30 protein-coding genes and 2 pseudogenes are annotated in these 24,931 nt (G+C 61.9%); 15 read left to right on the top strand and 17 right to left on the bottom strand.

Features of this window, described 5'->3' with window-relative positions; all coding sequences use genetic code 11:
- Window positions 1-4: 4 nt before the first annotated feature.
- From ABID19_RS09295 to ABID19_RS09285, 3 genes are all read right to left on the bottom strand, one after another.
- On the bottom strand, window positions 5-1,006 hold the full coding sequence (locus ABID19_RS09295) for an LLM class flavin-dependent oxidoreductase (RefSeq protein ID WP_354489878.1): 1,002 nt from the start codon (window positions 1,004-1,006) through the stop codon (window positions 5-7).
- Between the two features lie 153 nt (window positions 1,007-1,159).
- Window positions 1,160-2,323, bottom strand: coding sequence for an AI-2E family transporter (locus ABID19_RS09290; protein ID WP_354489876.1), 1,164 nt, complete (start codon window positions 2,321-2,323; stop codon window positions 1,160-1,162).
- Between the two features lie 125 nt (window positions 2,324-2,448).
- The gene (locus ABID19_RS09285; protein WP_354490653.1) at window positions 2,449-3,507 is read right to left on the bottom strand and encodes an LLM class flavin-dependent oxidoreductase; all 1,059 of its coding nucleotides are present in this window, start codon (window positions 3,505-3,507) and stop codon (window positions 2,449-2,451) included.
- Between the two features lie 231 nt (window positions 3,508-3,738).
- On the opposite strand from ABID19_RS09285, the gene ABID19_RS09280 reads away from it, so the two are divergent.
- Window positions 3,739-4,167: a DUF6481 family protein gene (locus ABID19_RS09280; RefSeq protein WP_352927141.1), complete on the top strand. Its 429-nt coding sequence runs from the start codon at window positions 3,739-3,741 to the stop codon at window positions 4,165-4,167.
- Window positions 4,168-4,254: 87 nt separating this feature from the next.
- Here the strand turns inward: ABID19_RS09280 and sugE are convergent, their stop codons facing one another.
- A complete protein-coding gene (sugE, locus tag ABID19_RS09275) occupies window positions 4,255-4,569 on the bottom strand; it encodes a quaternary ammonium compound efflux SMR transporter SugE (RefSeq protein WP_354489874.1) in 315 nt (104 codons plus the stop codon).
- 191 nt (window positions 4,570-4,760) lie between these two features.
- On the bottom strand, window positions 4,761-4,982 hold the full coding sequence (locus tag ABID19_RS09270; protein ID WP_354490680.1) for a hypothetical protein: 222 nt from the start codon (window positions 4,980-4,982) through the stop codon (window positions 4,761-4,763).
- 116 nt (window positions 4,983-5,098) lie between these two features.
- On the opposite strand from ABID19_RS09270, the gene ABID19_RS09265 reads away from it, so the two are divergent.
- On the top strand, window positions 5,099-5,908 hold the full coding sequence (locus tag ABID19_RS09265; RefSeq protein ID WP_354489872.1) for a transglutaminase-like domain-containing protein: 810 nt from the start codon (window positions 5,099-5,101) through the stop codon (window positions 5,906-5,908).
- Between the two features lie 111 nt (window positions 5,909-6,019).
- On the opposite strand, the pseudogene ABID19_RS09260 reads toward ABID19_RS09265, so the two are convergent.
- Both ABID19_RS09260 and ABID19_RS09255 read right to left on the bottom strand, forming a co-directional pair.
- Window positions 6,020-6,185, bottom strand: a pseudogene (locus ABID19_RS09260) (IS5/IS1182 family transposase); the annotation flags it as partial.
- Between the two features lie 67 nt (window positions 6,186-6,252).
- Window positions 6,253-7,839: an adenylate/guanylate cyclase domain-containing protein gene (locus ABID19_RS09255; RefSeq protein ID WP_354489870.1), complete on the bottom strand. Its 1,587-nt coding sequence runs from the start codon at window positions 7,837-7,839 to the stop codon at window positions 6,253-6,255.
- Between the two features lie 120 nt (window positions 7,840-7,959).
- Between ABID19_RS09255 and ABID19_RS09250 the strand changes: the two genes are divergently transcribed.
- Entirely contained in the window at window positions 7,960-8,364 is a 405-nt protein-coding gene (locus ABID19_RS09250) for a GFA family protein (RefSeq protein ID WP_354489868.1), read from the top strand.
- Between the two features lie 4 nt (window positions 8,365-8,368).
- Here ABID19_RS09250 and ABID19_RS09245 read toward each other — a convergent pair whose 3' ends face one another.
- The gene (locus tag ABID19_RS09245; RefSeq protein ID WP_354489866.1) at window positions 8,369-9,643 is read right to left on the bottom strand and encodes a DNA recombination protein RmuC; all 1,275 of its coding nucleotides are present in this window, start codon (window positions 9,641-9,643) and stop codon (window positions 8,369-8,371) included.
- 104 nt (window positions 9,644-9,747) lie between these two features.
- On the opposite strand from ABID19_RS09245, the gene def reads away from it, so the two are divergent.
- The 6 genes from def (at window position 9,748) to truA (ending at window position 13,336) form a co-directional block, all read left to right on the top strand.
- Window positions 9,748-10,293 (top strand): peptide deformylase, encoded by a 546-nt coding sequence (def, locus tag ABID19_RS09240; protein WP_354489864.1) that lies wholly within the window; start codon window positions 9,748-9,750, stop codon window positions 10,291-10,293.
- Window positions 10,294-10,373: 80 nt separating this feature from the next.
- Window positions 10,374-10,661, top strand: a complete 288-nt coding sequence (locus tag ABID19_RS09235) for a plasmid stabilization protein (protein ID WP_354489862.1) — start codon at window positions 10,374-10,376, stop codon at window positions 10,659-10,661.
- Window positions 10,658-11,083, top strand: coding sequence for a type II toxin-antitoxin system VapC family toxin (locus ABID19_RS09230; RefSeq protein ID WP_354489860.1), 426 nt, complete (start codon window positions 10,658-10,660; stop codon window positions 11,081-11,083). Before ABID19_RS09235 ends, ABID19_RS09230 begins: the two co-directional genes overlap by 4 nt.
- A 41-nt stretch (window positions 11,084-11,124) precedes the next feature.
- Entirely contained in the window at window positions 11,125-12,054 is a 930-nt protein-coding gene (gene fmt, locus ABID19_RS09225; RefSeq protein ID WP_354490651.1) for a methionyl-tRNA formyltransferase, read from the top strand.
- Complete coding sequence (locus ABID19_RS09220; protein ID WP_354489858.1) at window positions 12,051-12,560, top strand: GNAT family N-acetyltransferase; 510 nt, start codon at window positions 12,051-12,053, stop codon at window positions 12,558-12,560. Before fmt ends, ABID19_RS09220 begins: the two co-directional genes overlap by 4 nt.
- Before the next feature lie 17 nt (window positions 12,561-12,577).
- Window positions 12,578-13,336 carry a tRNA pseudouridine(38-40) synthase TruA gene (gene truA, locus ABID19_RS09215; protein WP_354489856.1) on the top strand — a complete coding sequence of 253 codons (759 nt, stop codon included), beginning with the start codon at window positions 12,578-12,580 and terminating at the stop codon, window positions 13,334-13,336.
- A 32-nt stretch (window positions 13,337-13,368) separates the two neighbouring features.
- Here truA and ABID19_RS09210 read toward each other — a convergent pair whose 3' ends face one another.
- The 4 genes from ABID19_RS09210 to dapE form a co-directional block, all read right to left on the bottom strand.
- Window positions 13,369-13,671: a type II toxin-antitoxin system RelE/ParE family toxin gene (locus ABID19_RS09210; protein ID WP_354489854.1), complete on the bottom strand. Its 303-nt coding sequence runs from the start codon at window positions 13,669-13,671 to the stop codon at window positions 13,369-13,371.
- Window positions 13,668-13,949, bottom strand: a complete 282-nt coding sequence (locus tag ABID19_RS09205) for a type II toxin-antitoxin system ParD family antitoxin (RefSeq protein WP_354489852.1) — start codon at window positions 13,947-13,949, stop codon at window positions 13,668-13,670. Before ABID19_RS09205 ends, ABID19_RS09210 begins: the two co-directional genes overlap by 4 nt.
- A 71-nt stretch (window positions 13,950-14,020) precedes the next feature.
- Window positions 14,021-14,617 (bottom strand): transporter, encoded by a 597-nt coding sequence (locus ABID19_RS09200; protein WP_354489850.1) that lies wholly within the window; start codon window positions 14,615-14,617, stop codon window positions 14,021-14,023.
- Between the two features lie 2 nt (window positions 14,618-14,619).
- On the bottom strand, window positions 14,620-15,819 hold the full coding sequence (gene dapE / locus ABID19_RS09195; RefSeq protein WP_354489848.1) for a succinyl-diaminopimelate desuccinylase: 1,200 nt from the start codon (window positions 15,817-15,819) through the stop codon (window positions 14,620-14,622).
- Between the two features lie 108 nt (window positions 15,820-15,927).
- Between dapE and ABID19_RS09190 the strand changes: the two genes are divergently transcribed.
- Window positions 15,928-16,962, top strand: a complete 1,035-nt coding sequence (locus tag ABID19_RS09190) for a 2-dehydropantoate 2-reductase (RefSeq protein WP_354489847.1) — start codon at window positions 15,928-15,930, stop codon at window positions 16,960-16,962.
- Here the strand turns inward: ABID19_RS09190 and ABID19_RS09185 are convergent.
- The 3 genes and pseudogenes from ABID19_RS09185 to dapD all read right to left on the bottom strand — a co-directional run bounded on the left by ABID19_RS09185 (window position 16,937) and on the right by dapD (window position 18,909).
- Window positions 16,937-17,633: pseudogene (locus tag ABID19_RS09185) on the bottom strand (hypothetical protein). The gene ABID19_RS09190 and the pseudogene ABID19_RS09185 overlap by 26 nt on opposite strands.
- Window positions 17,634-17,654: 21 nt before the next feature.
- A complete protein-coding gene (locus tag ABID19_RS09180) occupies window positions 17,655-18,104 on the bottom strand; it encodes a DUF805 domain-containing protein (protein ID WP_354489846.1) in 450 nt (149 codons plus the stop codon).
- Complete coding sequence (gene dapD, locus ABID19_RS09175; protein ID WP_354489844.1) at window positions 18,055-18,909, bottom strand: 2,3,4,5-tetrahydropyridine-2,6-dicarboxylate N-succinyltransferase; 855 nt, start codon at window positions 18,907-18,909, stop codon at window positions 18,055-18,057. Before dapD ends, ABID19_RS09180 begins: the two co-directional genes overlap by 50 nt.
- Before the next feature lie 159 nt (window positions 18,910-19,068).
- Between dapD and ABID19_RS09170 the strand changes: the two genes are divergently transcribed.
- Window positions 19,069-19,908 carry an LOG family protein gene (locus tag ABID19_RS09170; RefSeq protein WP_352927095.1) on the top strand — a complete coding sequence of 280 codons (840 nt, stop codon included), beginning with the start codon at window positions 19,069-19,071 and terminating at the stop codon, window positions 19,906-19,908.
- 88 nt (window positions 19,909-19,996) lie between these two features.
- On the opposite strand, the gene ABID19_RS09165 is transcribed toward ABID19_RS09170, so the two are convergent.
- Window positions 19,997-20,704, bottom strand: coding sequence for a pyrimidine 5'-nucleotidase (locus ABID19_RS09165; protein ID WP_352927092.1), 708 nt, complete (start codon window positions 20,702-20,704; stop codon window positions 19,997-19,999).
- A 162-nt stretch (window positions 20,705-20,866) separates the two neighbouring features.
- Here ABID19_RS09165 and ABID19_RS09160 point away from each other — a divergent pair, with 162 nt between their 5' ends.
- From ABID19_RS09160 to ABID19_RS09150, 3 genes are all read left to right on the top strand, one after another.
- Window positions 20,867-21,628, top strand: coding sequence for a GGDEF domain-containing protein (locus ABID19_RS09160; protein ID WP_354489841.1), 762 nt, complete (start codon window positions 20,867-20,869; stop codon window positions 21,626-21,628).
- Window positions 21,629-21,795: 167 nt separating this feature from the next.
- Complete coding sequence (locus ABID19_RS09155; protein WP_354489840.1) at window positions 21,796-21,951, top strand: hypothetical protein; 156 nt, start codon at window positions 21,796-21,798, stop codon at window positions 21,949-21,951.
- The gene (locus ABID19_RS09150) at window positions 21,948-23,387 is read left to right on the top strand and encodes a GMC family oxidoreductase (protein WP_354489838.1); all 1,440 of its coding nucleotides are present in this window, start codon (window positions 21,948-21,950) and stop codon (window positions 23,385-23,387) included. Before ABID19_RS09155 ends, ABID19_RS09150 begins: the two co-directional genes overlap by 4 nt.
- 76 nt (window positions 23,388-23,463) lie before the next feature.
- On the opposite strand, the gene phhA is transcribed toward ABID19_RS09150, so the two are convergent.
- On the bottom strand, window positions 23,464-24,300 hold the full coding sequence (phhA, locus tag ABID19_RS09145) for a phenylalanine 4-monooxygenase (RefSeq protein ID WP_354489836.1): 837 nt from the start codon (window positions 24,298-24,300) through the stop codon (window positions 23,464-23,466).
- A 139-nt stretch (window positions 24,301-24,439) separates the two neighbouring features.
- Between phhA and ABID19_RS09140 the strand changes: the two genes are divergently transcribed.
- Window positions 24,440-24,916 (top strand): Lrp/AsnC family transcriptional regulator, encoded by a 477-nt coding sequence (locus tag ABID19_RS09140; RefSeq protein ID WP_354489834.1) that lies wholly within the window; start codon window positions 24,440-24,442, stop codon window positions 24,914-24,916.
- Window positions 24,917-24,931 lie beyond the last annotated feature (15 nt).

Here is a 24,931-nt window from a genome sequence, read left to right as displayed (position 1 = left end):
AGACTCAGGCTGCTTCCGACAGGGATTTATGGACGTCGGCCAGGATCTCGAAGGATCGCACCCGCGCCGCGTGATCGAACATCTGCGCCGTGACCATCAGCTCGTCGGCGCCGGTGCGCTGCACAAACGCATCGATGCCTTGCCGGACCGTTTCCGGGGCGCCGACGACGGCGCAGGACAGAGCCTGGCTAAGCATGGTTTTGGCCATCGGGTCGAGATCGCGCTCATATCCCTCGACCGGCGGCGGCAATCGGCCGGCCCGGCCGGTTCGCAGATTGACGAAGGCCTGCTGCAGCGAAGTGAACAACAGCCGCGCCTCGGCGTCGGAGGGTGCCGCAAAGACATTGAGACCGAGCATGACATAAGGTTTGTCGAGCTGTTCCGAAGGCTGGAAGCGCGAGCGGTAGATCTCCAGCGCGTGATCGAGTTCGGCCGGTGCGAAATGCGAAGCGAAGGCGTAGGGCAGGCCAAGCATGGCTGCGAGCTGCGCGCCATAGAGGCTTGAGCCGAGAATCCAGATAGGCACCTTTTCGCCCTCGCCGGGCACGGCGCGGATGCGCTGACCATCTTCGGCCGGTTGGAAATAGCCCATCAGCTCGACGACATCCTGCGGGAAACTGTCGGCGCCGGCCTCGAGGTTGCGGCGCAACGCTCGCGCCGTGCTCATGTCGGTGCCCGGCGCCCGGCCGAGGCCGAGGTCGATGCGGCCTGGATGTAATGCGTTGAGTGTGCCGAACTGCTCGGCGATGACCAGCGGCGAATGGTTGGGCAGCATGATGCCGCCGGCGCCGACGCGTATCTTCCTGGTGCCGCCGGCGACATGGGCAATGACGACCGAGGTGGCGGCGCTGGCGATGCCCGGCATGTTGTGATGTTCGGCCAGCCAGTAGCGCTTGTAGCCCAGCCGCTCGGCATGGCGGGCGAGATCGAGCGAATTAGCGAGTGATTGCGAAGCGTTGCTGCCTTCGACGATCGGCGACAGGTCGAGAACGGAAAGAGCGGTCATGGGCGGGATCCTGTGGACGGGAGGGATGTAGGAAGCGACCGTCACCGCCGCAAATTCAAAAAATTGAACAGACGCCGCGCGTCCAAGCGGACACCATAGGACGCTGTCGCATTTGGATCCGCAGTCCCTTCAGGACCTATTCCGGTTCCCGGATCACGCGCCCGCCGCTTTCTCGGCATCGGAAATCTCTTCGTCCTCAACCGCCGTATGCTGCGCCGCAAGGAAATTGCCGACATGGCTGAGGCCATCGAAATGATCGCAGAACACCTTGATGACGACCAGCAGCGGCACCGCTAGCAGGGCGCCGACGAAACCCCACAGCCAGGACCAGAAGGCGATGGCGATGAGGATCGCCACCGCGTTGATCTCGAGGCGGCGGCCGACCACCGTTGGCGTCACGAACTGACCTTCGATGACGTCGCACAAAATGACGAAGGCTGGCGCCAGCAGTGCGTAGGAGATCGTCTCGAAGCTGATCAGCGCGATGATCGTAACCAACGTGATCGTGATCAGCGCCCCGATATAGGGCAGGAAGTTGAGCAGAGCCGCTGCGGCGCCCCAGACCTGCGGGTTGGGCACGCCGAGTGCCCAGAGGCCGAGCCCGATGACCAACCCTAGGCATGTATTGATGACGGCGACGGTAAGCAAATAGTGCGAGATTTCACGTTCGACGTCATAGACGACGCGCAGTGCCCGCTTCTTTTCGCTGAGCCTGGGAAAGGACTGGACGATCTTCTCATAGAACATCGTGCCGGAGGCGAGCAGGAACAGCGAAAGGACGAAGACGATGGCAATGCTGGTGCCCGCCGACAGCAGATTGCCGGCGGCTTGCGATAGAATGCCGGATCGCGCCATGGCAACCCTCTGAACGCCCGGCTCCTGGGATGTCTCTGCCAGCCCCTCTATCCGCCGCGAAATCTCCAGGATCCTCTCGAAAGGACGCCGCAATTGCGCGAGTCGTTCGGTAAGTTGCTGGCCGATCGACGAGGTGTTGTTGATAAGGTCAATGACCGGGCCGCTGAGCAGATACCCTGCGACGGCGATGACGCAGAACGACAGCAACACCAGCAATGTCGCCGACATGACATCGGGCATGCCATGCTTGCGCAGGAAGCGGACGATCGGCGTCAGCGTCAGCGCCAGCAGGAAAGCCAGAATGACCGGCATGAAGAAAGCACGGGCGAAGTAGAGCGCGTAGATCGCCATAAGGATGAAGATGCCGATGAGCAGCGAACGCATCAGATGCGTATCGGCGCGTGCCTCGGCGCGAGGATCCGGGCTTTCGGCGACGCCCAAAGCGGCGGGTTCGGCTTTCATTCTGACCCTCGGGGGGGCACACCGCAATGGTGTAGGCCGTCGGGCAAAAACGCCTTTGTCGCTTCAAAGTTCCGTTAGCCGGCGTCGGCGCATTGACGGCAGGCGGTTATGGCCATGCCAGTGAATCAGGCGGCCGGCGCGGCCACGGCGGGAATGGTCTTCGCCGTTTCCTTGCGCACGATCGGCGCCACCTTGGTGCCGTAGAGTTCGATGGCCTTCATGATCTTGGCGTGCGGCATGGTGCCGATCGCCATTTGCAGCAGGAAGCGGTCGTTGCCGAATATCCTGTGCTGGGCAACGATCTTCTCGGCCACCTGTTCGGGATTGCCGACGAACAGCGCACCGTTCGGGCCGCGTGATTGGTCGAAATGCGCCCTCGACGTCGGACCCCAGCCGCGCTCGCGGCCTATGCGGTTCATCACCTCGGCCTGCGGTCCATAAAAATCGTCGGCCGCCTGGTCGGTAGTCTCGGCGATGAAGCCGTGGACATTGAGGCTGGTGGCGAGATTAGCCGAATTGCCGGCCCGCTTGGCTGCCTCCCTGTAAAAATCGAACAGCGGCGCAAACCGCGCCGGCTCGCCGCCGATGATGGCCAGCGCCAGCGGCAAGCCGAGTGCGCCGGCCCGCGCGGCCGATTGCGGCGTACCGCCGATCGCGATCCAGATCGGCAATCTGTCCTGGAAGGGGCGGGGATAGACGCCGCGATCGTTGATCGGAGCACGCAGTCTGCCCGACCAGGTCACCTTGACATGATCGCGAATGGCAAGCAGCAGGTCGAGCTTTTCGGCAAAGAGCTCGTCATAGTCTTCGAGATCGTAGCCGAACAGCGGAAACGATTCGATGAACGAGCCTCGCCCGGCCATGATCTCGGCCCGGCCGCTGGACAAAAGGTCGAGTGTCGCAAACTGCTGGAAAACGCGAACCGGATCGTCGGAGGAAAGCACTGTGACCGCGCTGGTCAGTTTTATGCGCCTGGTGCGTTCGGCCGCCGCGGCCAGGGCTACGACCGGCGCTGAAGCGGCGTAGTCGGGGCGGTGATGCTCGCCCAGCCCAAACACGTCGAGGCCGACCTGGTCGGCCAGCTCGATCTCCTCGATCAAATTGCGCAGCCGCTCATGCGCACCGATGGCGCCGGGCCCCGGTTCCGGGCTGACGTCGGCGAAGGTATAGAGACCGAGTTCCATCATGTGTCATCCCCGTGTTTTGTTTTCCGCGCTACAGGTAGCGACCAGTCCGCCGCGCCGCCAGAGGGCCGGATGGTGAACAGTGCATGTCCGTTTCAGCCGAATTCAGCCAAAAAGGCGTCTCCCGACTGCAACAGCTCAGAAATTCATGGCTGGCATACCGTTTTGGCGCTTGAACTCTCGGCTTTCACGCGTATGTAAGCCTCGCAAATTGACTTCAGGGAAGTGGACTTGGCTATCTACAGGGAAAAAGACATTTTCGAGCGGCGCAATGCCGCGAACGAGGCAAAGAAGGCGCTTCTGGAGCGCTTCAAGTCAAAACCGGCAGCAGACGATCCAGCGGTGTTGGCACGACAGGCCGAACGCAAGGCGATCCTCGAGGCTCGTGCTATACGCGAGACTGAAAAGGCCAGACTGAAGCAGGAAAAGCTGGCGCGCGAAGCGGCCGAAAAGGCCGAGCGCGAAGCTGCTGCCGAAGCGGCGCGTATCGCTGCCGAAGAAGCGGCACAGGCGGAAGCGAAGATCCGGGAAGCCGAAGAGAACGAGCGCATCGCTCGTTTGCTCGCCGACGAGGCCGAGCGCAAAGCTAAGCGCGACGCACGCTATGCGGCGCGCAAGCAGCGCACCGGCAGGACGCCTCCGGGCTTTTCCGCGCGCTAGCGCTCCTATAGCGCGATTTCACGAATCAAATTCAGGGCCGCCTTGCAGCGGCCCTGAAGGCGTTTGCGTTGCGATCTTGCAGCAAAACTAGGCCGCAAGCTTGAGCCCAATGATGCCGCAAACGATAAGCGCGATGCAGCCCAGCCTGATCGCGGTCGCAGGCTCGCCGAGCAGCCAGATGCCAAGCAGCGCTGTGCCGACGGTGCCGATGCCGGTCCACACCGCATAGGCGGTGCCGACCGGCAGCGTCTTCAGCGCCAGTCCGAGCAAGGCGAGACTGATGACCATCGAGACAACCGTCAGGACCGTCGGCAGCGGCTTCGAAAAGCCGGCAGTGTATTTGAGGCCGATTGCCCAGCCGATCTCGAATAGGCCGGCGAAGAAGAGAAGAATCCACGACATCGGAACGCTCCATTGAATTGCGGGTCGTCCCGGCCGATTTCGGGGAAAGCGCGAAGTCGTCTTCGCTGCATTGATATAGAAATTTTCGGACGCCCTATCAACAGCGACACCAGCAACATTTCAGCACCAATCGCTGATGGCGATCGGGCCTGAAATGCCGCCGGTCATCACCTTGAACCGAACGCCGAGGCTTACCTGTTCTTGAGTTTGGTCGCCTTGACAGGCGGCGCTTTCAGGGTCGGGGCAGCGGCGGGTTTCTTCGCGTCCTTCTTCGGCTTGCGGGCCTCTTTGCCCGCCTTCATCGCACCTTTAGCCATGATTCGTTTTCCTCCGATTGTGGCAAGCGAAATGAACCAAGAGAAACGCCGGACCGCAAGAGGCATAATCTGGCGCCGGTGCCGGCCGGCGGCCATCAACCGGCTTCTAATTCGCTCGTAAACAGCGTTGGTCCGTGCAATGATCTTTTTGCACTGCAGCAACAGCCCGCGCCTTCGCCGGGTGATGATCCGGCAGGCCGGTCAGGACGATAATGCGAATCCACATCGGCTGCGAGATGAGCTTCGACTTTCCGCAGGAAACGCCGCTGATCGCGATGCTTAACGTCCACTATTCCCGGGCGTCCGATCTCGAGCGGCCGGATTTCCTGACTTCGAACCCGCCGGTGCCGATCGAGAGCTACCGCGACAGTTTCGGCAATTGGTGCAACCGTCTTGTCGCCCCGCCGGGTCGCTTCACCTTCGGCACGGACGCCGTGATCCGCGACCCGGGAACCTTCGAAATGGGCGAGCTGGTGGCGTGGCAGCACGAGGTGCGCGACCTGCCGGCGGAAACATTGCTGTTCCTGCTGCCGAGCCGCTATTGCGAGAGCGACGTCCTGGCGAACGAGGCATGGCGGCTGTTCGGCCACACATCGCTCGGCATTCCACGGGTGCAGGCGGTCTGCAACTTCGTCCACAACCACATCGTCTTCAATTACGGCAATGCGCGGCCGACGCGCACGGCAGCCGAGGCCTATCGTGAGCAAAGCGGCGTCTGCCGCGATTTTGCCCATCTCGCCGTCGCCTTCTGCCGCGCCCTGAACATCCCGACGCGCTACTGCACCGGCTACATCAGCGACATCGGCCTGCCGAAACCATGGTCGGACATGGATTTCGCTGCCTGGATGGAGGTCTATCTAGGCGGTCGCTGGCATGCTTTCGATCCGCGCAACAATGCGCCACGCATAGGTCGCATCCTGATCGCTTCCGGCCGCGACGCAGCCGATGTGCCGCTGACCCATATTTTCGGGCCGGGCACGCTGGCCGGGTTCAAGGTCTGGACGGACGAGATCGTCGACTAATACATGTCGCGCAAAAGTGTGCAGCGGTTTTGCGATATAGACATGCATAAAAACAACAACCGTCTCATGGGGCCGGTCAAAAATGCGACGCGCTTTAGGTCGTGCGGACAGTTACCCCAACCACAAGACAATAGCCGCGAGAGAGACAACCGCGCGGGGCGGGTTTCTCGAAGCGGATTGCGACCCGGCGGAACTGCTTGAGTTTGGAGGAGCAGCACTCGACGAGATGACGCTGGGCAAAGAGTGTCCGGACAGTGGGATAGCTTCTAGAGGCGGCCTACTTAGATTAGCTTGAGCTGTAGTGGCGCTGCCAAAGTCTCGAATGCGGTCAGACGTTCAAGAACCTAAGAAGCGGCGGGCTTGCTTCGGATGGTTAAGGCCAGGAGCGCCTCCGAAAGTCGTTTCTTCGCCCGCTCGACTCCGTTCTCGTCGATTGCTTCCACATCCAGGAACAAGTCGAGGCCAGTCGCGTGCTCGCTGATGACCTGAGGGCGCTGGGCCAGTTCACCCAGGAGGCCCTCGACTTCGTAGGGGACAACTTCCCGGCTGATCCCCTTCATGGCAATCGGTGCTAACGGACGTGCCCGGACAAGGTCGCGGACGAGCGCGTAAGTCTCATAGCTGAGGCAGATGCCGCCGGGCTCGGCAATCGACTGCAGACGGGCCGCCAAGTTCGCTTCAGCTCCGATGATCGTGTAGTCCATCCGATCATCGGAACCGAAGTTCCCAACATTGCAATAGCCCGTGTTGATACCCATGCGAGCTTGGAAGGGCCGTTCAACTCCGCGGTCACGCCACACCCTGTTCAACTGCTCCAGCCGATGCTGCATGTCGACAGCCATGCGCAAGCAGGCTCTCGCGTCTTCCTCGACGCCTTGCGTCTCGGGGTCTCCGAAGAACACAAGAAGCGCGTCGCCGATGAACTTGTCGACGGTGGCGCCGTGTTTGAGCGCGATCGTCGACATCTCGGTGAAATACTCGTTGAGGAGAACCGTAAGGTCCTCGGGCTGGAGCCGTTCCACGATCGCGGTGAAATCTTTGACGTCGGAGAAAAAGATCGTGAGTTTCTTGCGCTCGGTCGCGATGGTGACGTCTTTCTGGCCGCTGAAGATGCTTTTGTAAATTTGAGGTGAGAGGTACTTGGCGATCTTCAATGAGATCGCGGCCAGGAAGTCGTTTGCCTCGGAAAGCTCCTTATTGATGCCCTGAACCAAGGCGGACTGCCGACGCTGCAGGAGAATGAACGCCAGGCCAGCCGCCGCCGCGAACCCGAAATATAGGAGAAGATACTTGAAAGCCAGGACGTTCGCAGCGATGGGCTGATTGACTGATATCTCCTGGATACCTCGGACATCCCCTACCTTCCAGTCCGTCTTGGGGCTGTCCGGGTGTGAGTTATGGCAGGTTACGCAGACTTGTCCCATGACAACCGGGGCCGCGGCGCGGACGTGCCGGTCAAACAGCGAACCCGAGACTTCGATGATCGGCTCCCTAGGGTTGGCGCGCAAAGCAAAGATTGCATTCCGCTCGAATACATCGAGCTGGTGGGGGTCGCGACCTTTGAAAGGTAGATCCGAGACGAACCGATATTTGACGGACCCGTCGTGAGCGCTGATGCGCTTGCCGAGTTCGATCGAGAGGGTTGCTGGAATAGGGATCGCGCCTGGCACGTCCCGGTAGTTGTGCGTCGCGGTCACGGCGTCGTCTGCTTGCAGCACGCGTCCCACGACGTCGCTGCCGTAGAATCCGCGCATTTCGTCGATGATCCGGCTGATTTCGCTGGCTTGCGTGCGCAGCATCCGTTCCGATAGGTCTCGGAGGTCGAGCCAGGCTGCGACGGGCAGGCCGATAAGACCGATGACCACCGCCGCCACCAGGAGCGGTCCGATGGTGCGCTGCTGACGCGCAACCTGTTCACCCAATCCAGCCATTGTGCAGGCGCCCGGCAGTGATTAGCATCTGAATTATAGCTCATTCCTGGCACGGTACCTAGCGTCAGTCTTGGCTCGCGTCGCTCAACCATTGCTGAACGGATTTCGGGAGGAACGAAGATGAAAATCGACGGCGGCTGCCATTGCGGCGCCATCACATATGAGGCCGAGGTCGATCCGGAAAAGACCAGTATTTGTCACTGCACCGATTGCCAGAAGCTGACCGGAACGGCATTTCGAGTGACCGTGCCGGCGCCGGAGGATCACTACCGGATCACCAAGGGCACGCCGAAGATCTACATCAAGACCGCACCGAGCGGCGCCAGGCGCGCCCAGGGTTTTTGCGGCGAGTGCGGTTCGCATCTCTACGCCACGTCGGTCGGCGACGGGCCGAAAGTCTACGGCATCAGGGTCGGCACGGCGCGGCAGCGCGATGAACTGATCCCGAGACGACAGATCTGGCACCGCTCGGCGCTGCACTGGCTGCCGGAATTCGAAGGCACGACGATCGTCGAGGAGCAGTAGCCTCTTAGTCGTCGCCTTCGACGACCCTTAGCCTCAGCTGGCCGGTCTTGGAGTCGGCGACGCGTGCGCCTGCTTCGGCCCTCGCGCCGCTCCCATGTTTCGTCGCGGCCGATCCGGCGTCTTCCTCCGTCGGCTGTGCGCCGAACTCCAGCGCCTCGATCTTCTGGCCGCGCTTGGTCACCTTCGACGTCGAGACGAGGATCTCGTCGATGTCCTTGGCAGACTGGCCGAAATGGCTCTGCAGCTTGCGCACCCGCTCGTCGAGACGCGAGACATCCTCCATCAGCCGGATGACTTCGCCCTGGATCAGATGCGCCTGTTCGCGCATGCGTGCGTCCTTCAGGATCGCCTGGATGACCTGGATAGACAGCATCAGCAGCGACGGCGAGACGATAACGATGCGGGCCCGGTGCGCCTTGTGGACAATTCCCTCGAAATTCTCATGGATTTCGGCGAAAACCGATTCCGACGGCACGAACATGAAGGCGGTGTCCTGCGTCTCGCCCTGGATCAGGTATTTTTCCGATATATCGCGGACATGCACCTCGATGTCACGCCGAAACGCCTGTGCTGCGACCTTCTGCAGATCGGCGCCTTCGGCGGCACGGATGGCATTCCAAGCCTCCAGCGGAAATTTTGCGTCGATGGCAAGCGCCGGTGCGCCGTTCGGCATCTTCACCAGGCAGTCGGGCCGGCTGCCGTTCGACAAGGTCGCTTGGAATTCATAGGCACCGTGCGGCAGGCCGTCGGCGACGATCGCTTCCATGCGCGACTGGCCGAAGGCGCCGCGCGTCTGCTTGTTGGAGAGGATCGCCTGAAGCTGAACGACCTGGCCGGCCAGCGACTGGATGTTGCCCTGCGCCGTATCGATGACCGCCAGCCGCTCCTGTAGCTTGGCGAGGCTCTCATGCGTCGATCTCGTCTGCTCGGTCATGGTCTGGCCGAGACGACCGGTCATCGCGTCGAGGCGTTGGCCGATCGACTGTGTGAGTTCGGCCTGCCGCGCCCCGAACACTTCGGCGATGGCGCCCATGCGGCCCTGCATCTCGGCCTGGCTTTGCAAGATGCCGGCCATCCGCGCCTCGGCGTCGCGTGCGTGATCGGCGGCTTCCGCGGCCGCCACCGCACGCGCCTTGGCCGACCGCCACAGCGCGACGACCAGCGCCACGAACAGGCCCAGGAACAGGATCGCGCCGAATGCCAGTGCGTGGCCGAGCGTGATCGTGGCGGCGCCGAGCCGAGCGATCGGTTCGGATAGGATGGTGGTCAACTCGTTCATATCGGACAGCATAAATGATTCGGCCCGACGGCACAGATCAAAACGTGAACGAGCTTCAATTGCCCAGGTTGACGCTTTCGGTGCGACGTCTTAGGTGAGACGCCATGTCGATCAAGCCGCTCATCATCCTTCCCGATCCCGTCCTGCGCCAGGTTTCGAAACCGGTTGAGCGCGTCGACGGCGCCTTGCGCAAACTCGCCGACGACATGCTGGAGACCATGTACGATGCGCCGGGCATCGGCCTGGCGGCGATACAGGTCGGCGAACCGTTGCGCATGCTGGTGATCGACCTCGCCAAGGAAGACGAGACGCCGGCGCCGCATGTCTTCATCAATCCCGAGGTCCTCGAGAGCGCCGATCAGCGCTCGGTCTATGAGGAGGGTTGCCTGTCGATCCCGGATTACTATGCCGAGGTCGAGCGCCCCGCCGCCGTGCGCGTGAAATATCTCGATCGCGACGGCAAGCTGCAGGAGATCGAGGCGGAAGGGCTGATGGCGACCTGCCTCCAGCACGAAATCGACCATCTTAACGGCGTTCTGTTCATCGACCACATTTCGAAGCTGAAGCGCGACATGGTGGTGAAGAAGTTCAAGAAGCTCGCCAGGGAGAAGACACCGGGCAGTAAGGCGTCGGGCAAGTTGGTGGGATAGGGCATTTTCAAACAGCCTGAAATTGATGTTGAGCAAAGGCCCGCGCTCCGATATCATTGATATCAAGCTTGGAGATGCCGATGGGCGATATGCTGATCAGAAATATTCCCGAACCCTTGAAGCGCGAGATCGAACAGGCGGCGCACAAGGGCGGCCAGAGTCTCTCGGGCAAAGCGATCGATCTGTTGCGCAAAGGCATGGTTGCGGAAAGAGAAGCCAAGCCGGAACCGGGTCTTTCGGCGTGGGAAGCGATTCGCTCGGCATTCGCCGCCGAGAACGCGATTGACGACGAGTTCGCAAAGATAATGGACGAAATCGAGGGGGAACGGAAACGCGATTTCGGTCGCCCGGTCGAGGATTTCGAGTGATTGTTCTCGATACCAACGTTGTGTCTGAAGCCAGCAAGCCCGCGCCCGACCCGAATGTCTCCGCATGGTTTCGCAAACAGGACCTTCTTGCGCTCTATATGTGTGGCCCTGTCATCATGGAGCAGTCTTTCGGTGCGGAAAGATTCTTGAACAAGACGGGGTCGGACCGTTATGTTCGCGTGCTCGACCACCTGATTTCGCAGCAGTTTGCCGGCCGCATCGTGGATTTTACCGGCTCGGTCCCGCGGCTGGCTGGGAAGCTTCGCGCTGCACGGGAGCAACGTGGCCGTCCGATCAGTCTCGCTGACGCGATGATCGCCGCAAGCTGCCTTGCGCATGACGCTACGCTCGCGACCCGTAATATCAGAGACTTCGACGGGCTTGACCTGAAGCTCGTAAATCCGTTTGAAGCAGGTGCCTGAGCCGACTTAACGGCCAGACCAGGACCGGAACAAAAATGCCCCTGCGCGTCGTTTTCATGGGTACGCCAGAATTCTCGGTGCCGACGCTGCGGGCAATCGCGAAAGCCGGGCATGAAATAGAAGCCGTCTATACCCAGCCGCCGCGCGCCGCCGGTCGCCGCGGGCTGGAATTGACGCCGTCGCCGGTGCAGCGCGAGGCAGAACGACTGGGCGTCGAGGTGCGGACGCCGGTGTCGCTGAAGAACGAAGCCGAGCAGCAGGCGTTCCGCGCCTTGCGGGCCGACGTCGCCGTCGTCGTCGCCTATGGATTGCTGTTGCCCAAACCCATCATCGAGGCGCCGCGGTTCGGCTGCCTCAATGGCCACGCATCGCTGTTGCCGCGCTGGCGCGGCGCTGCCCCCATCCAGCGCGCCGTCATGGCTGGCGATGCGGAAACCGGCATGATGGTGATGCGTATGGAAGGAGGCCTCGACACCGGCCCGGTGGCCATGGTTGAAAAATGCGCCATCGGCCCCGATATGACGGCCGGCGATCTGCACGATCGATTGATGTTTATTGGCGCTGCGCTGATGGCGAAAGCGCTGGCACGGCTGGAACGGGATGCCCTGACATTTACCGCGCAAGCGACGGTGGGGGTGACCTATGCCAAAAAGATCGATAAAGCGGAGACGCGCGTGGACTGGACGCGGCCTGCTGGCGAAGTCCACGATCATATTCGCGGCCTGTCGCCCTTTCCTGGCGCATGGTGCGAGACCGAAATCGGCGGCCGCCTGGAACGGCTGAAACTCATTCGCTCGACGCTTTCGCAAGGCGCCGGCGAGCCGGGAGGAATTCTCGACGACCGGCTGACGGTCGCCTGCGGGTCAGGCGCGATCAGGCTGGTCGAAGTTCAACGTGCGGGCGGAAGGCCCATTACCGCGCAGGAGTTTTTGCGCGGGGCCAAGCTCGAAAAAGGAATGAAATTCTCATGAGCATGATGTCGATACGCGCGGCGACGCCGCGGGACCGTGAGGCGATCCGCCTCGTCGAGGAACATGCATTCGGCCAGCAGGCGGAGGCCGGATTGGTCGACGCGCTGGTCACCGGCGGCGATGCCGTCGTCGAACTGGTGGCGGACGAAGATGGACAGGTGGTCGGCCACATCCTGTTTTCCAGGCTTTTCGTGCAGAACGGCGGCAAGAGCTTTGCGGCGGTGGCGCTGGCGCCTTTGGCGGTCGAGCCGTCATTCCATGGCACCGGCATTGGCGGCGCGCTGGTCCGCGAGGCACATATCCGCCTGAAGGACGCCGGCGAACTGCTGGCGGTGGTGCTTGGCGATCCCGCCTATTACGGCCGTTTCGGCTACAGCCACGCACGCGCTGAAAAATTCGAAAGCGAATACCAGGGCGACGCGTTGCAGGCGCTTGCCTGGGGCGAGGCGCCTGAGACCGGCAAGCTGGTCTACGCTTCGGCTTTCGGCTCCGCGCTCGCCGCCTAACTCATCCTGCTTTAGGAATGCCGCGTTTTCGCCTCGACATCGAATATGACGGCAGCCTTTATGCCGGTTGGCAGCGCCAGGCCGACCAGCCGTCGGTGCAGCAGGCGATCGAGCAGGCGATCGAGAAATTCTGCGGCGAACAGGTCTCGCTGCGCGGCGCCGGCCGCACCGACGCCGGCGTCCATGCCTCTGGCCAGGTGGCGCATGTCGATCTCGTCAAGGCGTGGCCTGATGACAAGGTGCGCGACGCCGTCAACGCCCATCTGCAAGTGGCCAAGGCGCGCATCGCCATCCTCAAGGCCGCCGTCGTGCCCGATAGCTTCGATGCGCGTTTCTCGGCGATCGGCCGCCACTATCTCTATCGCATCGTCAACCGTCGCGCGCCGGCCGCGCTCGACAAGGGCAAGATCTGGTGGGTGCCGAAGCGGCTCGACACCGAGGCCATGCACGAGGCGGCAAAGGTGCTGCTGGGGCGGCATGATTTCACCACCTTCCGCTCGACCCAATGCCAGGCCGAGAGCCCGGTCCGAACGCTCGACCGGCTGGATGTCAGCCGGCTGGGTGACGTGATCGAAGTGCGAGCCTCGGCGCGCTCGTTCCTCCACAATCAGGTGCGCTCGATGGTCGGCTCGCTGAAGCGCGTCGGCGAAGGCGGCTGGACAATTGTCGACCTGAAGGCGGCGCTCGATGCGCGCGACCGTGCAGCCTGTGGCCAGGTAGCGCCGCCCGATGGGCTTTTTCTTATCGGCGTCGACTATCCGCAGGCATCCGGATGACGAAGCTAGATGTGCCGGTCAGCCAGCGTCACCTAGGCCAGATCGTCCTGCCAATCGGCCCCGCCGTAGAACACGCGCAAAATCACCACCCGCTCGGACTCTACGATGAAGGCGATGGTGACGCGGCGTTCGAATCCGATGATGCGAAGCTCCTGCCGCACATCGTCGCGGCGTGTGCCACGTTCGGAGCCGTATTCAAGGCGTTCGCAGAATGCCCGGATACGCTGATCATAGCGGTCGGCTGTGGTGGCACTGCTGGCTTCCGCAATGATGTCGTAAATCCGATCGAGATCGCCGCCTGCCTCAAGCGCGTAAATTACAGTTCGACGCTTCACGCATTTCTCTGCAAGTGGGCCTTGTGGCGCTCGCGCGCCCGTTCGGCCATCTCCTCTGGCGAAATACCCCCACCAGGATCTGCTTTCCAAGCGTCATAGGTCGGCGCGACTTCCTCGCGCAGCCAACGTTCCACGGCGGCATCGCGCTCTTGCAACGCGCGAAGCCCAGCGCGGATAACTTCGCTGCTGGTTGCATAGGTCCCGGATTGAACGAGCCGATCGATAAAAGCGGCTTGCTCCGCCGGTAGGCTGAACGTGCGTTTTTCAGTGGCGGACATTATTCCTCCTATGAGGTGAACAGTATGATATTATCATACCTGCCGCGAAAGCACTATGAACTTGGATAAATTCACGCGCTCGGCGCGCCGATGCCGAGCAGCGTCTCCATGCCGAACCAAATCACCAGCGACGCCGCGAACATGCCGGCGAAGACAGCAGTGCCGACAGCCGCGCCCCTGCCGATGGCGACGTTTGTCATCCGCCAAGTCAGGACCATCGACAGCGCAAACAAAAGCAGCGATGCCAGCACGACGAACTCGTTGGTGGATGGCAGGAAAAGCCTGATCAACGCCGCCGGCAGCATCACCCAGGCCGTGATCGCCGACGCCCAGTTGCTGGCGACGACATAGTGGACGAAGCGCCCGCCAATGCCGGCGCGCGGAGCGACCAAGGCAAGGCCGGCAAGCGGCAACACCCACGCGCCGATGTCGACCGTCGCCAGGCGGATCAGCATACTGAAGCGCCCTGCGAATGCATCGGGATCGCCGATCTCGTTGGCAAGGCCGACCCAACCGACGATCAGCGCCGGTGCCGCGACGACGATGGCGAAGAAGGAATTCCAGAAACCGTCGACCGAAAGATCGAGCAGGCGCAGCCCGTCGGCCTTGCCGAGCATCAGTCGCCAGGCGCCGTTCAGCGAAGCGTAGGTTTCATCCGACGAAAGCATGATTACGATACGTCTCGCTCGAACCAGTCTTCGATGAAGCGCTGATAGATCTGCGTCAGCGTCTCCAGGTCGGCAAGCGCGACGCGTTCATCGACCATGTGCATGGTTTTGCCGACCAGGCCGAACTCGACCACCGGACAATAGTCCTTGATGAAGCGCGCGTCGGAGGTGCCGCCGGAGGTGGAAAGCGCCGGCTTCCTGCCGATCACCGTCTCGACCGAACCGCTGAGCGCTTCGATCAGCCGGTCGTCTCGGGTGAGGAAGACGTGGCTCGGCCGGTCGCGCCAGACGAGCTCGTAATCGACCGGCGCCTTCTTTCCGGCCCGGTACTTCTTTCGCTTCGCCGCCTTGTCGAGACGGTTGTGGATTTCCGCCTGGATGGTCTCGGCGGTCCATGTGTCGTTGAAACGGATGTTGAAGTTGGCGGTCGCCTTCGCCGCAATGACATTGGTGGCCGGATTGCCGACGTCGATCGAGGTCACCTCCAGATTGGTCGGCTGGAAGTCCTTTGTGCCCCGGTCGAAGACGGGATGCAGCAAGGCATCGACCAGCGTCATCAGACCGCGCACCGGGTTGTCGGCAAGCTGCGGATAGGCGGCGTGGCCCTGTCTGCCATTGACGACGATGCTGCCCGACAGCGAGCCGCGCCGGCCGATCTTGATCATGTCGCCCAGCGCGTCGGGATTGGTCGGCTCGCCGACGATGGACGCGTCCCATTTCTCGCCCTTGGCGGCCGCCCATTCGAGCAGCTTTGTCGTGCCGTTGATGGCCGGTCCTTCTTCGTCGCCGGTGATCAGCAGCGAGACCGAGCCCTTCAGGCTGTCTTTCGCTTCGAGATGACGCGCCACCGCCGCGATAAAACAGGCGATGCCGCCCTTCATGTCGACGGCACCGCGGCCGAACATCTCGCCCTTGGCGATCTCGGCCGCGAAAGGCGGATGCGTCCATGAAGCCTCGTCGCCGACCGGTACCACGTCGGTATGTCCGGCGAACATCAGATGCGGGCCGTTGCCGGAGCGTCGGGCATAGAGGTTCTCGATATCGGGCGTGCCTCCTTCCGAAAACACCGGGCGCTCGACGGAAAAGCCGAGCGGTTTCAGCATTGTTTCCAGCGTGCTCAGTGCCCCGCCCTCAGCGGGCGTCACCGAGGCGCAGCGGATGAGGGCGGCGAGATTTCTGGCGGGATCGGTCGGCAGCGTCATGGGCAAAAGCGATAGTCGAAAGCGTAGGGCCTGTCACGACCAGACATAAGGGCCAGTCATCCCGCCGACATTATGGTTTTCATGTCGTATAGTCGCAGCCACCATCGGATGGCCAACGAGGACAAAACGATCGTCATTGCCGGCGCCGGCAGCATCGGCTGCTATGCCGGCGGCTGCCTGGCGCTCGCCGGGCGGCAGGTGACTCTGCTGGCACGGCCACGCATTGCAGAGGCCTTGCGCAAGCGCGGCTTGCGGGTCACCGACCTTGATGGCCGCGACCGCTCCATCAAGCCGGAGGGGCTTTCGGCCACCGCCGATCCGGCGGCCGCTTTGCGCAGTGCCGAAATCATTCTTGTGACGGTCAAGAGCGGCGCGACTGAAAACATAGCGGCGCTCATTGCCGCCAATGCCCGCCCGGACGCGGCGGTGGTCAGCCTGCAGAACGGCGTCGACAATGCCGACAGGCTGCGGGCAGGGCTTACTGGGCGACCTGTGCTCGCAGGCATGGTGCCGTTCAACGTGGTCCAGTCACTGGATGGCGAATTGCCGCTTCGTGTGCATCGTGCCAGCGAAGGCAAGGTGATGATCGAAGAAGGGGTCGCCGGTCTCGATGAAGTGCTCGACGTCGATGGATTCGCAGTCGCCGCGCATGGCGACATGACCGCGGTGCTGTGGGGCAAGCTTTTGATGAACCTCAACAACGCACTCGTGGCGCTGTCCGGCCTGCCGCTCGCGACAGAGCTCGCCGACCGCCGCTGGCGGCTGATCCTGGCCGGCCAGATCGACGAGGCGTTGGCGGCAATGCGGGCGTCGAGCATCGAGCCGGCGCGGATCGCTGGCCTGAGCCCGGCGCTGCTGCCAAAACTGCTCCGTCTGCCCGACTGGCTGTTCAAGGTCCTGGCGCGGCGCATGCTGGCGATCGATCCCGAGGCACGCTCGTCGATGTGGGACGATCTGCAGCGCGGCCGGCCGACCGAGATCGACGAACTGCAAGGTGCGATCCTGCGCCTGGCTGACAGAGCGGGCACGCCGGCGCCGCTGATAAAGCGTGTCACGGCACTGATTCGCAAGGCAGAGCAGGAAAATCGTGGATCGCCCGGCCTGACGCCGGAAGTGGTCAGTGCCGGCCTTCAATCAGCGTGATCTTCTGCCAGATCTTTCGCGACAGGTTGGAGGCGAGGGTCTCGATGTCGTTGACACCATCGACGACCACATTGTCGTTGATCGACTGGGCGAACAGCGCGGCGATCTTGCCGGTGATCGACAGCATTTCTGAGCAGTAGTCGAGGTAGCGGGCGAGGTCGGCACGGTCGGTTATGCGTGCCGGCGAATGCGACGCCGGTTTGAAATCGGTTGAAAGCACAGCCGGGTCCTTGGTCAGCTGGTGCATGTCGATGACGTGGATCAACGATCGCAAGCCGTGAAGCTTGCGAAACACCTGCTTGCGCTTGATACGTTCCTCGGTTCGGATCAAGGCCAGGAAGCCAAGCGCCGCGAGAATGACCACGTTGATCAAGGATTCGATGCCTTGCACCGACTGGATGGCATCGTGGGTTTCCGAGATACGGCCCAGCGGCAGGATGGTGCCGACGAACAGGAACATCAGCGCACCGGCGGCAATGTGATACGATGCCGCGCAGCCACCAGATCGGCGCTTCCAGCGCCTTCGCCGCCTCCGCCAGATCACGCGACAGCGACACAAGTTCAATGGCGACGCCACGCAAGCCTGCATCGGGAAAACGGTCGGCGACGCGTTTTTCCAGTTGCTCGGCGGTTTGGATGATCAGTTTCGAATCAAGCGTGCGGTAGCGCATGGCAAGAGACCCGATCGACGTTCAGGATTCGGCCGGTGCATTGGTGTGTTTGCCGTAGCGGTTGGGCCCGGGATCGCTTTTGAAAAAGGCCAGAATGACAAGGAGAATGGCGCCGATGACGAGAGAGATCAGTGCATAGTAGGTAGGCTTGCCGAAATCATGGAACCGCTTCGCCGTCAGCGCAAAGGTCGACCATGTCGAGACGACCACAGCGATCCACCAGGCGAGCGCCCAATACTGACTTGCGGCAGTGCCGAGCGGCGTTCGCGAGAACTGGTAGAGCAGAAAAAGCTGAACGAGGAGCGGCAAAAGACCGGCCAAAACGTAGGCACTGGGGTTCACTCGCCCGGAAAGGCTGAAGAAAAGCCATAGAAATCGAGGTCTGTCGAGCAATCGGGTCAGTCCGTCTTTTTGCGAAGGATCAATCGCGAAGCAGTTCGTTGATCGAGGTTTTGGAACGGGTCCTGGCATCGACCCGCTTGACGATGACAGCGCAGTAGAGGCTCGGACCGGGCTCGCCGCTGGGCAACGGCTTGCCGGGCAGCGAGCCGGCGACGACGACGGAATTGGCCGGCACTTCGCCATAGAAGATCTCACCGGTGGCGCGGTCGACGATCTTGGTCGACTGGCCGATGAAGACGCCCATGCCGAGCACCGAGCCTTCGCGCACGATGCAGCCTTCGACCACCTCGGAGCGTGCGCCGATGAAGCAATTGTCCTCGATGATGGTGGGACCGGCCTGCATCGGCTCCAGCACGCCGCCGATGCCGACGCCGCCCGACAGATGCACATTCTTACCGATCTGGGCGCAGGAGCCGACCGAGGCCCATGTGTCGACCATGGTGCCGCTGTCGACATAGGCGCCGACATTGACGAAGGACGGCATCAGCACCGCGCCCGGCGCGACATAGGCCGAGCGCCGCACGATCGACGACGGCACGGCGCGGAAGCCCGCCTTCTCGAAATCGATGGCGCTCCAGCCGTCGAATTTCGACGGCACCTTGTCCCACCAAACGGCCTGGCCGGGACCACCCTTGATGATCTCCATCTGGTTGAGCCGGAACGATAGCAGCACCGCTTTCTTCAGCCACTGGTTGACATGCCATTTGCCGTCGGCCTGGCGTTCGGCGACGCGGACGATACCGCGGTCGAGCAGGTCGAGCGCCGACTGGATGGCGTCGCGCGTCGCGCCGCGGGTCGCCGTCGAAATCGTTTCGCGTTCCTCGAAAGCTTCTTCGACGGTCTTTTCGAGGCTCGCCAGATCGGGCTTCGACATGAATTCGCTCCATTACCAAGCTGTTAAGGGGCCGGACCTTAACCTGTTTTGAAAGTCGCCGGACCCTATGTGAAGGCTTGGTGAGGGTCAATCGCGGCTGCGTCACGGGACGGCGCCAGTGAATAATTGGGCCAGTGAATAATTGGACGGGCAGGTAACATGACTCCTATGGAAAAGGCGGGGTGGACGCCGCTGCCGCATTCGGATGAGGATCTGGAGCGGTCGAAGAGCGTGCCGGACACGCCGCAGACGCGCGCCGAGACCTACCGGCTGGCCTGGAACGATCCCGATTTCATGACACGGCGAGAATTGCGTGCCGTGCGGCTACAACTCGAACTGTTGAAGCCGGAAATGATCCTGGCAGAGCGTGGCATCCGTTCGACCGTCATCCTGTTCGGTGGCGCACGCATCCCCGAGCCGGGCGGTGAAGCTTGGGCGGCCAAGAACGAGACGCAGAAGAAGAACCTTGAGGAGAACAGCAAATATTACGAGGAAGCGCGAAAATTCGCCCGCCTCTGCTCGCAGCAGTCGGCCACCTCCTATTATCGGGAGTTCGTCGTGGTGACTGGCGGCGGACCCGGCGTCATGGAGGCCGGCAACCGTGGCGCAGATGATGTCGGCGCACCGTCGATCGGCCTTAACATCGTGCTGCCGCATGAGCAGGCGCCGAATGCCTATGTGACGCCGGAGCTCTGTTTCAACTTCCACTATTTCGCGGTCCGCAAGATGCATTTCGTCATGCGCGCCAAGGCTGTCGCGGTGTTTCCGGGCGGCTTCGGCACGATGGACGAATTCTTCGAGACGCTGACCCTGATCCAGACCGGCCGCATGGAGCGCGTGCCGGTGATCCTGTTTGGCAAGGCTTTCTGGAAAAGAGCGATCGACCTCGATTTCCTCGCCGAGCAAGGCACGATCACCCCGGGCGACCAGGACATCATCGATTTCGTCGACACCGCCGACGAGGCCTGGGGAATTATCAGCCGCTTTTACAAGCTGTGACGGCGCAGGCTTGATTGGAATTTAGCTCGTTTCAGTCGGAGATTGGCGGAAACGCCTCTTTCTGCGCCTTGGGATGGCGCCGCCGCGTCTACGCCGTGACCTCGACGATCGCCGTCAGAAAAGTTGCAAGATCGTCGGTGACGAAATCCACATCGTCCTCGTTGGCCGGGTCACGTTCCCAGATTTCAGAGAAGGTGGGCTCGAAGTTGCGCGGCACGACCAGCACCGTGGTCATGCCCAGCGATTTCGGCACGGACAGGTTGCGGGCCAGATCCTCGAACATCACCGCATTGTGGCCGGTGACCGCGTGGAGTTCCGCAAACTTTTCGTAAGTCTGGCGCGCCGGCTTGGGATTCAGTCCGGCGGCGACGATATCGAAAATGTCGTCGAAGTGGTCGAGGATGCCGAGTTGGCGCGCGGTGCGTTCGGCATGCCTGCGGTCGCCATTGGTGAAGATGAACTTGCGGCCGGGAAGCTGGCGGATGGCGGTGCCGAGAACGGGATCGGGAACCAGCCAGGAATAGTCGATGTCATGGACCTTCTCTAGAAAGTCGTCGGGATCGATGCCGTGGCGCGCCATCAGACCGTTCAGCGTCGTGCCGTATTCTCGGTAGAGCTCCTTCTGCAGCTTGCGGGCATCGTCGCGCGGCAGCGTCAGCAGTTCTCCGACATAGGCGGTCATCTTCACGTCGATCTGTGAGAACAGGTTCGAATGGTGCGGATAGAGCGTGTTGTCGAGGTCGAATACCCAGTCGGTAACATGGGCGAAGCGGGCGGGATCCGGGAGCGTGGTCATGCAGTCCTTATGGCACGAAACAGTGCTTTTGGCAGAGGCTTTATCCACAACTTATGCGGGTTTCGAGTGGCGAAAATGACGCCATGATTCAAATTTTAGCCATCGCAGAAAGGTGGCATTCAGGGCTTGCTGGCACACAGACGGTCCAGGGGGGAGCCAGCGATGAGCCGCATATTTCTGAAGTCTGCCGCCGTCGCTTTCGCCTCCCTCGCGGTCTCGCTTTTACTGACGCTGATCGTCGTGCCGGCAATGGGCTTTCCGTTCAACCGCACGATGTGGCTGACATCCACAGTGTGCCCGCTCGCTCTTGCCTGGGTCGCCAGTGCCTATACTTTCTGGCAGAGTGAGAGATTGAAAAGCGCCCATCGCGACCTCGCCCGCGCTCATGCCCAGCTCGCCGCCGCGCATCGGCGCCTGTCGGAAAAGGCGAGCCGCGACGATATGACCGGCATGCTCAACCGCGAGAGCTTCTTTGCTGCGCTCGACGCCTCCCGGCGTAAATCCGATCGCGGTGCGTTGCTGGTCGTCGATGCCGATCATTTCAAGGTCATCAACGACAGCTACGGCCATCTGGCCGGCGACGACGCGCTACTCCTCATTGCAAGCGCGATCGAGCGCGGCGTGCGCAGCGGCGACGTGATCGGCCGCATCGGCGGCGAGGAATTCGGTGCGTTCCTGGTCGGCGCCACCGAGCAGGAAGCCAAACGCGTTGCCGAGCGCATCCGCCGTGAAGTCGAGCTGATCCGCTTCCGGCCAGTCGATGAGCGGACCATATCCCTCACCGTCAGCATCGGCGGCGTCACCTGCGGCGAGGATGCCACCGTATCCGACCTGATGCGGACCGCCGACCAGCGCCTTTACCAGGCCAAGCACCGCGGCCGCAATCTGACCATCCTGGATACCGATATTTCCGAAGCGGCTTGAGCGGTCCCGCTCGCTAAGAAAGCGTAAGCCTCTTTTCACTGAGCCGGCCGTTTACACGGTTTAAGCAAATGTGCGGCTAGGTTTGTCTCGGAATTGGCTTCTCTTGGCGAGCAAGTGCCGTTCTGGGAACGCCATGCATGGATCGAAGCCCCATCGAGAGACGTGTCATGAGGTTCTTCAGCAGGAAAATGTCGCGCCGCACGATCATGCAGGCGCTGATTGCGTTGCCGGCCTTGTCGCTGTTCCGCAAGCTGCCCGATGCCGATCCGGACGCGATCGTCGAGATCAACGGTTGGATCCTCAAAAGGAGCGACCTGGCTTGATCTTTGACAGCTACGAGGCATTTCGGGCGGCGAATTTCACCGCCAAGGTCTGCATTCTAGGCTCTGGGCCAGCCGGCACCACGATCGCCAGAAAGCTTGGCGCGGCCGGCATTCCGGTTGTGGTGCTGGAGGCCGGCTCCCGTGAGTTCAGCGATGATTCGCAGGATTTCTACCGCGGCGCCACGGTCGGCGATCCCTATTTCGATCTCGACATCACCCGGCTGCGCTTCATGGGCGGCAGCTCCAATCACTGGGCCGGCTGGTGCCGCGTGCTCGACAGCCAAGATTTCGAGCCCAAGGCCTGGGCGCCGGACACCGGCTGGCCAATCAGCCGCGCCGATATCGAGCCCTATCTGCCTGAAGTCCACGATATCCTCGAACTTGCCGACTTCCGGCCGGATACCTCGATCTCGGACGACATTCGCTGGGTGCAACTGATCAAAAGCCCGGCCGTGCGCTTCGGCGAAAAATTCGCCGACGAGCTCGACAAGAGCCGGAACGTCGCCGTGGTGCTCAACACCTATGCCACCGAGCTTACCGGCAATGGCAGACGAGTGACCGGCGCCAAATTGTGGTCGAACGGCCAGGATGCCGGCTCCTTCACCGCTGACTATTTCATCGTCTGTACCGGCGGCTTGGAAAACTCGCGGCTGCTTCTGTGGTCGAACCAGCGTTCGAATGGCGGCGTGGTGCCGAAGGCTACGGCACTCGGACGCTACTGGATGGAGCATCCGACCTTCGAGGGCGGCAATGCCATCCTTGCCGACTATAGCGCGTTCGAGGTCGACGCCACCAACGAGGCCTTTTTCTCGCCGACGCTTGCCGCCATGGAACGCCTTGAGATCATGAATTTCGGCATCAGGCTGATCGAGACGCCCTACCCCAGCGTCAAACGCATCATCGCCGACCTCGCCTGCACGGCGCCCGAGATGGCCGAATGGGTGTCTTACCAGCTCAGCCAGGACCTGCGCTGCGCCGCCCAGCTCTATGTCACCTGGGAACAGGCGCCGCTGGCCTCGAACCGGGTTCAATTATCGAAGGCCGATATCGACCATGCCGGCGTGCCGCGCATCGAGCTGCATTGGAAAAAGTCGGAGCTGGAGCGTCGCACGCTCCTCGAGGGCTTGAGGCTGTTCGGGACGACGCTCGTCCAGAAGGATCTCGGCCGGGTGCGCATCGCCGACTGGCTTACCAATGGCGGGGACTATCCGACGAATGAGGAACTGGCCGGCCACCACCATATGGGCGGCACGCGTATGGGCACGGATGTGACCAAGAGCGTTGTCGACGCCAACTCAAAGGTGCATGGCATGGACAATCTCTATGTCGGCGGCTCTTCGGTGTTCTGCACGTCCGGCGAATGCAACCCGACGACGACGATCGTCGCATTGGCCTGCCGGCTGGGCGACCACCTTGGCAAAGTCATCGGCGTATAGACGGCCGGCTCAGCCGGCCGGCCAGGGGATCGTCGTCCGCCACAACGCCCGCGCCGGCTGCGAGCCTCCCCTGCGTTTAAAGTTTCGCCGGGTCGAGCGCCGGCTTGCCCTTGTGGCGTCCGACGATCGCTGCCATCTCGTCGACGTTCTGGAATCCATCGCGCAAAACGTCGAAGGACGGCAGCACGAAATAGGCGCGCTGGAACTTGTCGATCTCGTAGCTGGTGCGCATCACCGTTTCCAGATCGAAGGGGACGTGGTGTGCGTCCTTGCTTTCAATCGCGAATTGAAGTTCCGCAAAGGACGACATCAGCCCGGCCCCAAAAGCCTTCAGCGGTTGGCCGGCTTCCTGTATCAACCCATATTCGACGGTGTACCAGTAGAGGCGGCTGATCATCTCGTCGCCACCAAGCGCGATCAGGTCCTCGGCCTTCTCGCCATACATCTGCATGAAATCGGCAAAGACCGGCTGCGTCAGCGCCGGCACGTGGCCGAAGAAGTCGTGGAACATGTCCGGCTCGACGATGTAGTCGAGCTCTTGTTTCGTCCGCAGCCAGTTGGTCACTGGGAAGCGTCGGTTGGCGAGGTGGACAAAGAAGGCTGGTCCGGGAATGAGCCCCGGCACGGCGACGATTTCCCAACCGGTAAGCTTGCGCAGTTTTTCGCCGACCACGCCGAAATCCGGAATCTTGTCGAGCAGGCCCAGCGTGGCGACGCCGTCGAGATAGGACCGGTGCGCCAGCCTTTTGGTCAGCTTCGTCTGGCGATCGCATAGTGTACGCCACACCGCCTGCTCGTCAGCGGTGTAGTTGTAGCTCTGCTCCACGGTGAAATCGGAACGGCAGACCGAATAGTCGCCGCGAAGGCCTTGCGCCGCGCATTCGCGGGCGTAGTCGGCAACGTTGATCGTCATGGCTGTTCTCCCTGGAAATCACGGCTAACCTCATCATAAAAAATCTAGCCGGATCCGGTGAGGTAAATCCGCTTTGATGATGGCTCGAACACGTGATTTGAGGTAAAAGCCACCACAGATAAGCTGTAGGAGAGTGAAAGTGCCTCAGTTTGACGATTTCGAGATCAAGATGCTCGATATCTTGCAACGTGACGGACGCAAGCCTGTGTCCGAACTGGCCCAGGAGATCGGTCTATCCACGACGCCGTGCGCGCGCCGCTTCGAAGCCCTCCAGGGCGCCGGCATCATCAAGGGCTTTGCCGCTGTGCTCAGCCGGCGGGCCGTCGGCTTGATGGTCGAAGTGTTCATTCAAGTGCGCCTCGTAACCCACAGCGACGGTTCGCCCGAAACCTTTATCGCTGCCGTGCAGCGCATGGATGAGGTGTCGTCGTGCTGGACGATGACCGGCGACTACGATTTCCTGCTGCATGTGATGGTGCCATCGGTCGACGAGCTCAATGCCTTCGTCATGCACCGGCTGATGCGGCTCGACGGCGTGCGCGACGTCCACACACAGCTCGTGCTGCAAAACATCAAGGGGCCGGGCCATGTGCCGCTTGGGCACCTCAGGCGATGAATATGCCCCGGTGGG

The sequence above is a fragment of the Mesorhizobium robiniae genome, assembly GCF_040545535.1.
In the GTDB taxonomy this organism is placed as follows: Bacteria; Pseudomonadota; Alphaproteobacteria; order Rhizobiales; family Rhizobiaceae; genus Mesorhizobium; species Mesorhizobium robiniae.
The sequence above is the reverse complement of the archived record's forward strand: the minus strand, read 5'-3'. Positions and strand labels throughout refer to the sequence as shown.

Excerpts from the sequence above, each read along its gene's own strand:
- ABID19_RS09245 (WP_354489866.1), bottom strand. The coding sequence starts at position 9,643 with ATGAACGAGTTGACCACCATCCTATCCGAACCGATCGCTCGGCTCGGC.
- ABID19_RS09205 (WP_354489852.1), bottom strand. The coding sequence starts at position 13,949 with ATGTCCGCCACTGAAAAACGCACGTTCAGCCTACCGGCGGAGCAAGCC.
- ABID19_RS09180 (WP_354489846.1), bottom strand. The coding sequence starts at position 18,104 with ATGCCAGGACCCGTTCCAAAACCTCGATCAACGAACTGCTTCGCGATT.
- dapD (WP_354489844.1), bottom strand. The coding sequence starts at position 18,909 with ATGTCGAAGCCCGATCTGGCGAGCCTCGAAAAGACCGTCGAAGAAGCT.
- ABID19_RS09160 (WP_354489841.1), top strand. The coding sequence starts at position 20,867 with ATGAGCCGCATATTTCTGAAGTCTGCCGCCGTCGCTTTCGCCTCCCTC.
- ABID19_RS09265 (WP_354489872.1), top strand. The coding sequence starts at position 5,099 with ATGCGAATCCACATCGGCTGCGAGATGAGCTTCGACTTTCCGCAGGAA.
- dapE (WP_354489848.1), bottom strand. The coding sequence starts at position 15,819 with ATGACGCTGCCGACCGATCCCGCCAGAAATCTCGCCGCCCTCATCCGC.
- ABID19_RS09190 (WP_354489847.1), top strand. The coding sequence starts at position 15,928 with ATGGCCAACGAGGACAAAACGATCGTCATTGCCGGCGCCGGCAGCATC.
- ABID19_RS09170 (WP_352927095.1), top strand. The coding sequence starts at position 19,069 with ATGACTCCTATGGAAAAGGCGGGGTGGACGCCGCTGCCGCATTCGGAT.
- ABID19_RS09235 (WP_354489862.1), top strand. The coding sequence starts at position 10,374 with ATGGGCGATATGCTGATCAGAAATATTCCCGAACCCTTGAAGCGCGAG.
- ABID19_RS09295 (WP_354489878.1), bottom strand. The coding sequence starts at position 1,006 with ATGACCGCTCTTTCCGTTCTCGACCTGTCGCCGATCGTCGAAGGCAGC.
- ABID19_RS09285 (WP_354490653.1), bottom strand. The coding sequence starts at position 3,507 with ATGGAACTCGGTCTCTATACCTTCGCCGACGTCAGCCCGGAACCGGGG.
- ABID19_RS09165 (WP_352927092.1), bottom strand. The coding sequence starts at position 20,704 with ATGACCACGCTCCCGGATCCCGCCCGCTTCGCCCATGTTACCGACTGG.
- truA (WP_354489856.1), top strand. The coding sequence starts at position 12,578 with ATGCCGCGTTTTCGCCTCGACATCGAATATGACGGCAGCCTTTATGCC.
- ABID19_RS09270 (WP_354490680.1), bottom strand. The coding sequence starts at position 4,982 with ATGGCCGCCGGCCGGCACCGGCGCCAGATTATGCCTCTTGCGGTCCGG.
- ABID19_RS09250 (WP_354489868.1), top strand. The coding sequence starts at position 7,960 with ATGAAAATCGACGGCGGCTGCCATTGCGGCGCCATCACATATGAGGCC.
- sugE (WP_354489874.1), bottom strand. The coding sequence starts at position 4,569 with ATGTCGTGGATTCTTCTCTTCTTCGCCGGCCTATTCGAGATCGGCTGG.
- ABID19_RS09255 (WP_354489870.1), bottom strand. The coding sequence starts at position 7,839 with ATGGCTGGATTGGGTGAACAGGTTGCGCGTCAGCAGCGCACCATCGGA.
- ABID19_RS09155 (WP_354489840.1), top strand. The coding sequence starts at position 21,796 with ATGAGGTTCTTCAGCAGGAAAATGTCGCGCCGCACGATCATGCAGGCG.
- ABID19_RS09200 (WP_354489850.1), bottom strand. The coding sequence starts at position 14,617 with ATGCTTTCGTCGGATGAAACCTACGCTTCGCTGAACGGCGCCTGGCGA.
- ABID19_RS09290 (WP_354489876.1), bottom strand. The coding sequence starts at position 2,323 with ATGAAAGCCGAACCCGCCGCTTTGGGCGTCGCCGAAAGCCCGGATCCT.
- def (WP_354489864.1), top strand. The coding sequence starts at position 9,748 with ATGTCGATCAAGCCGCTCATCATCCTTCCCGATCCCGTCCTGCGCCAG.
- ABID19_RS09220 (WP_354489858.1), top strand. The coding sequence starts at position 12,051 with ATGAGCATGATGTCGATACGCGCGGCGACGCCGCGGGACCGTGAGGCG.
- phhA (WP_354489836.1), bottom strand. The coding sequence starts at position 24,300 with ATGACGATCAACGTTGCCGACTACGCCCGCGAATGCGCGGCGCAAGGC.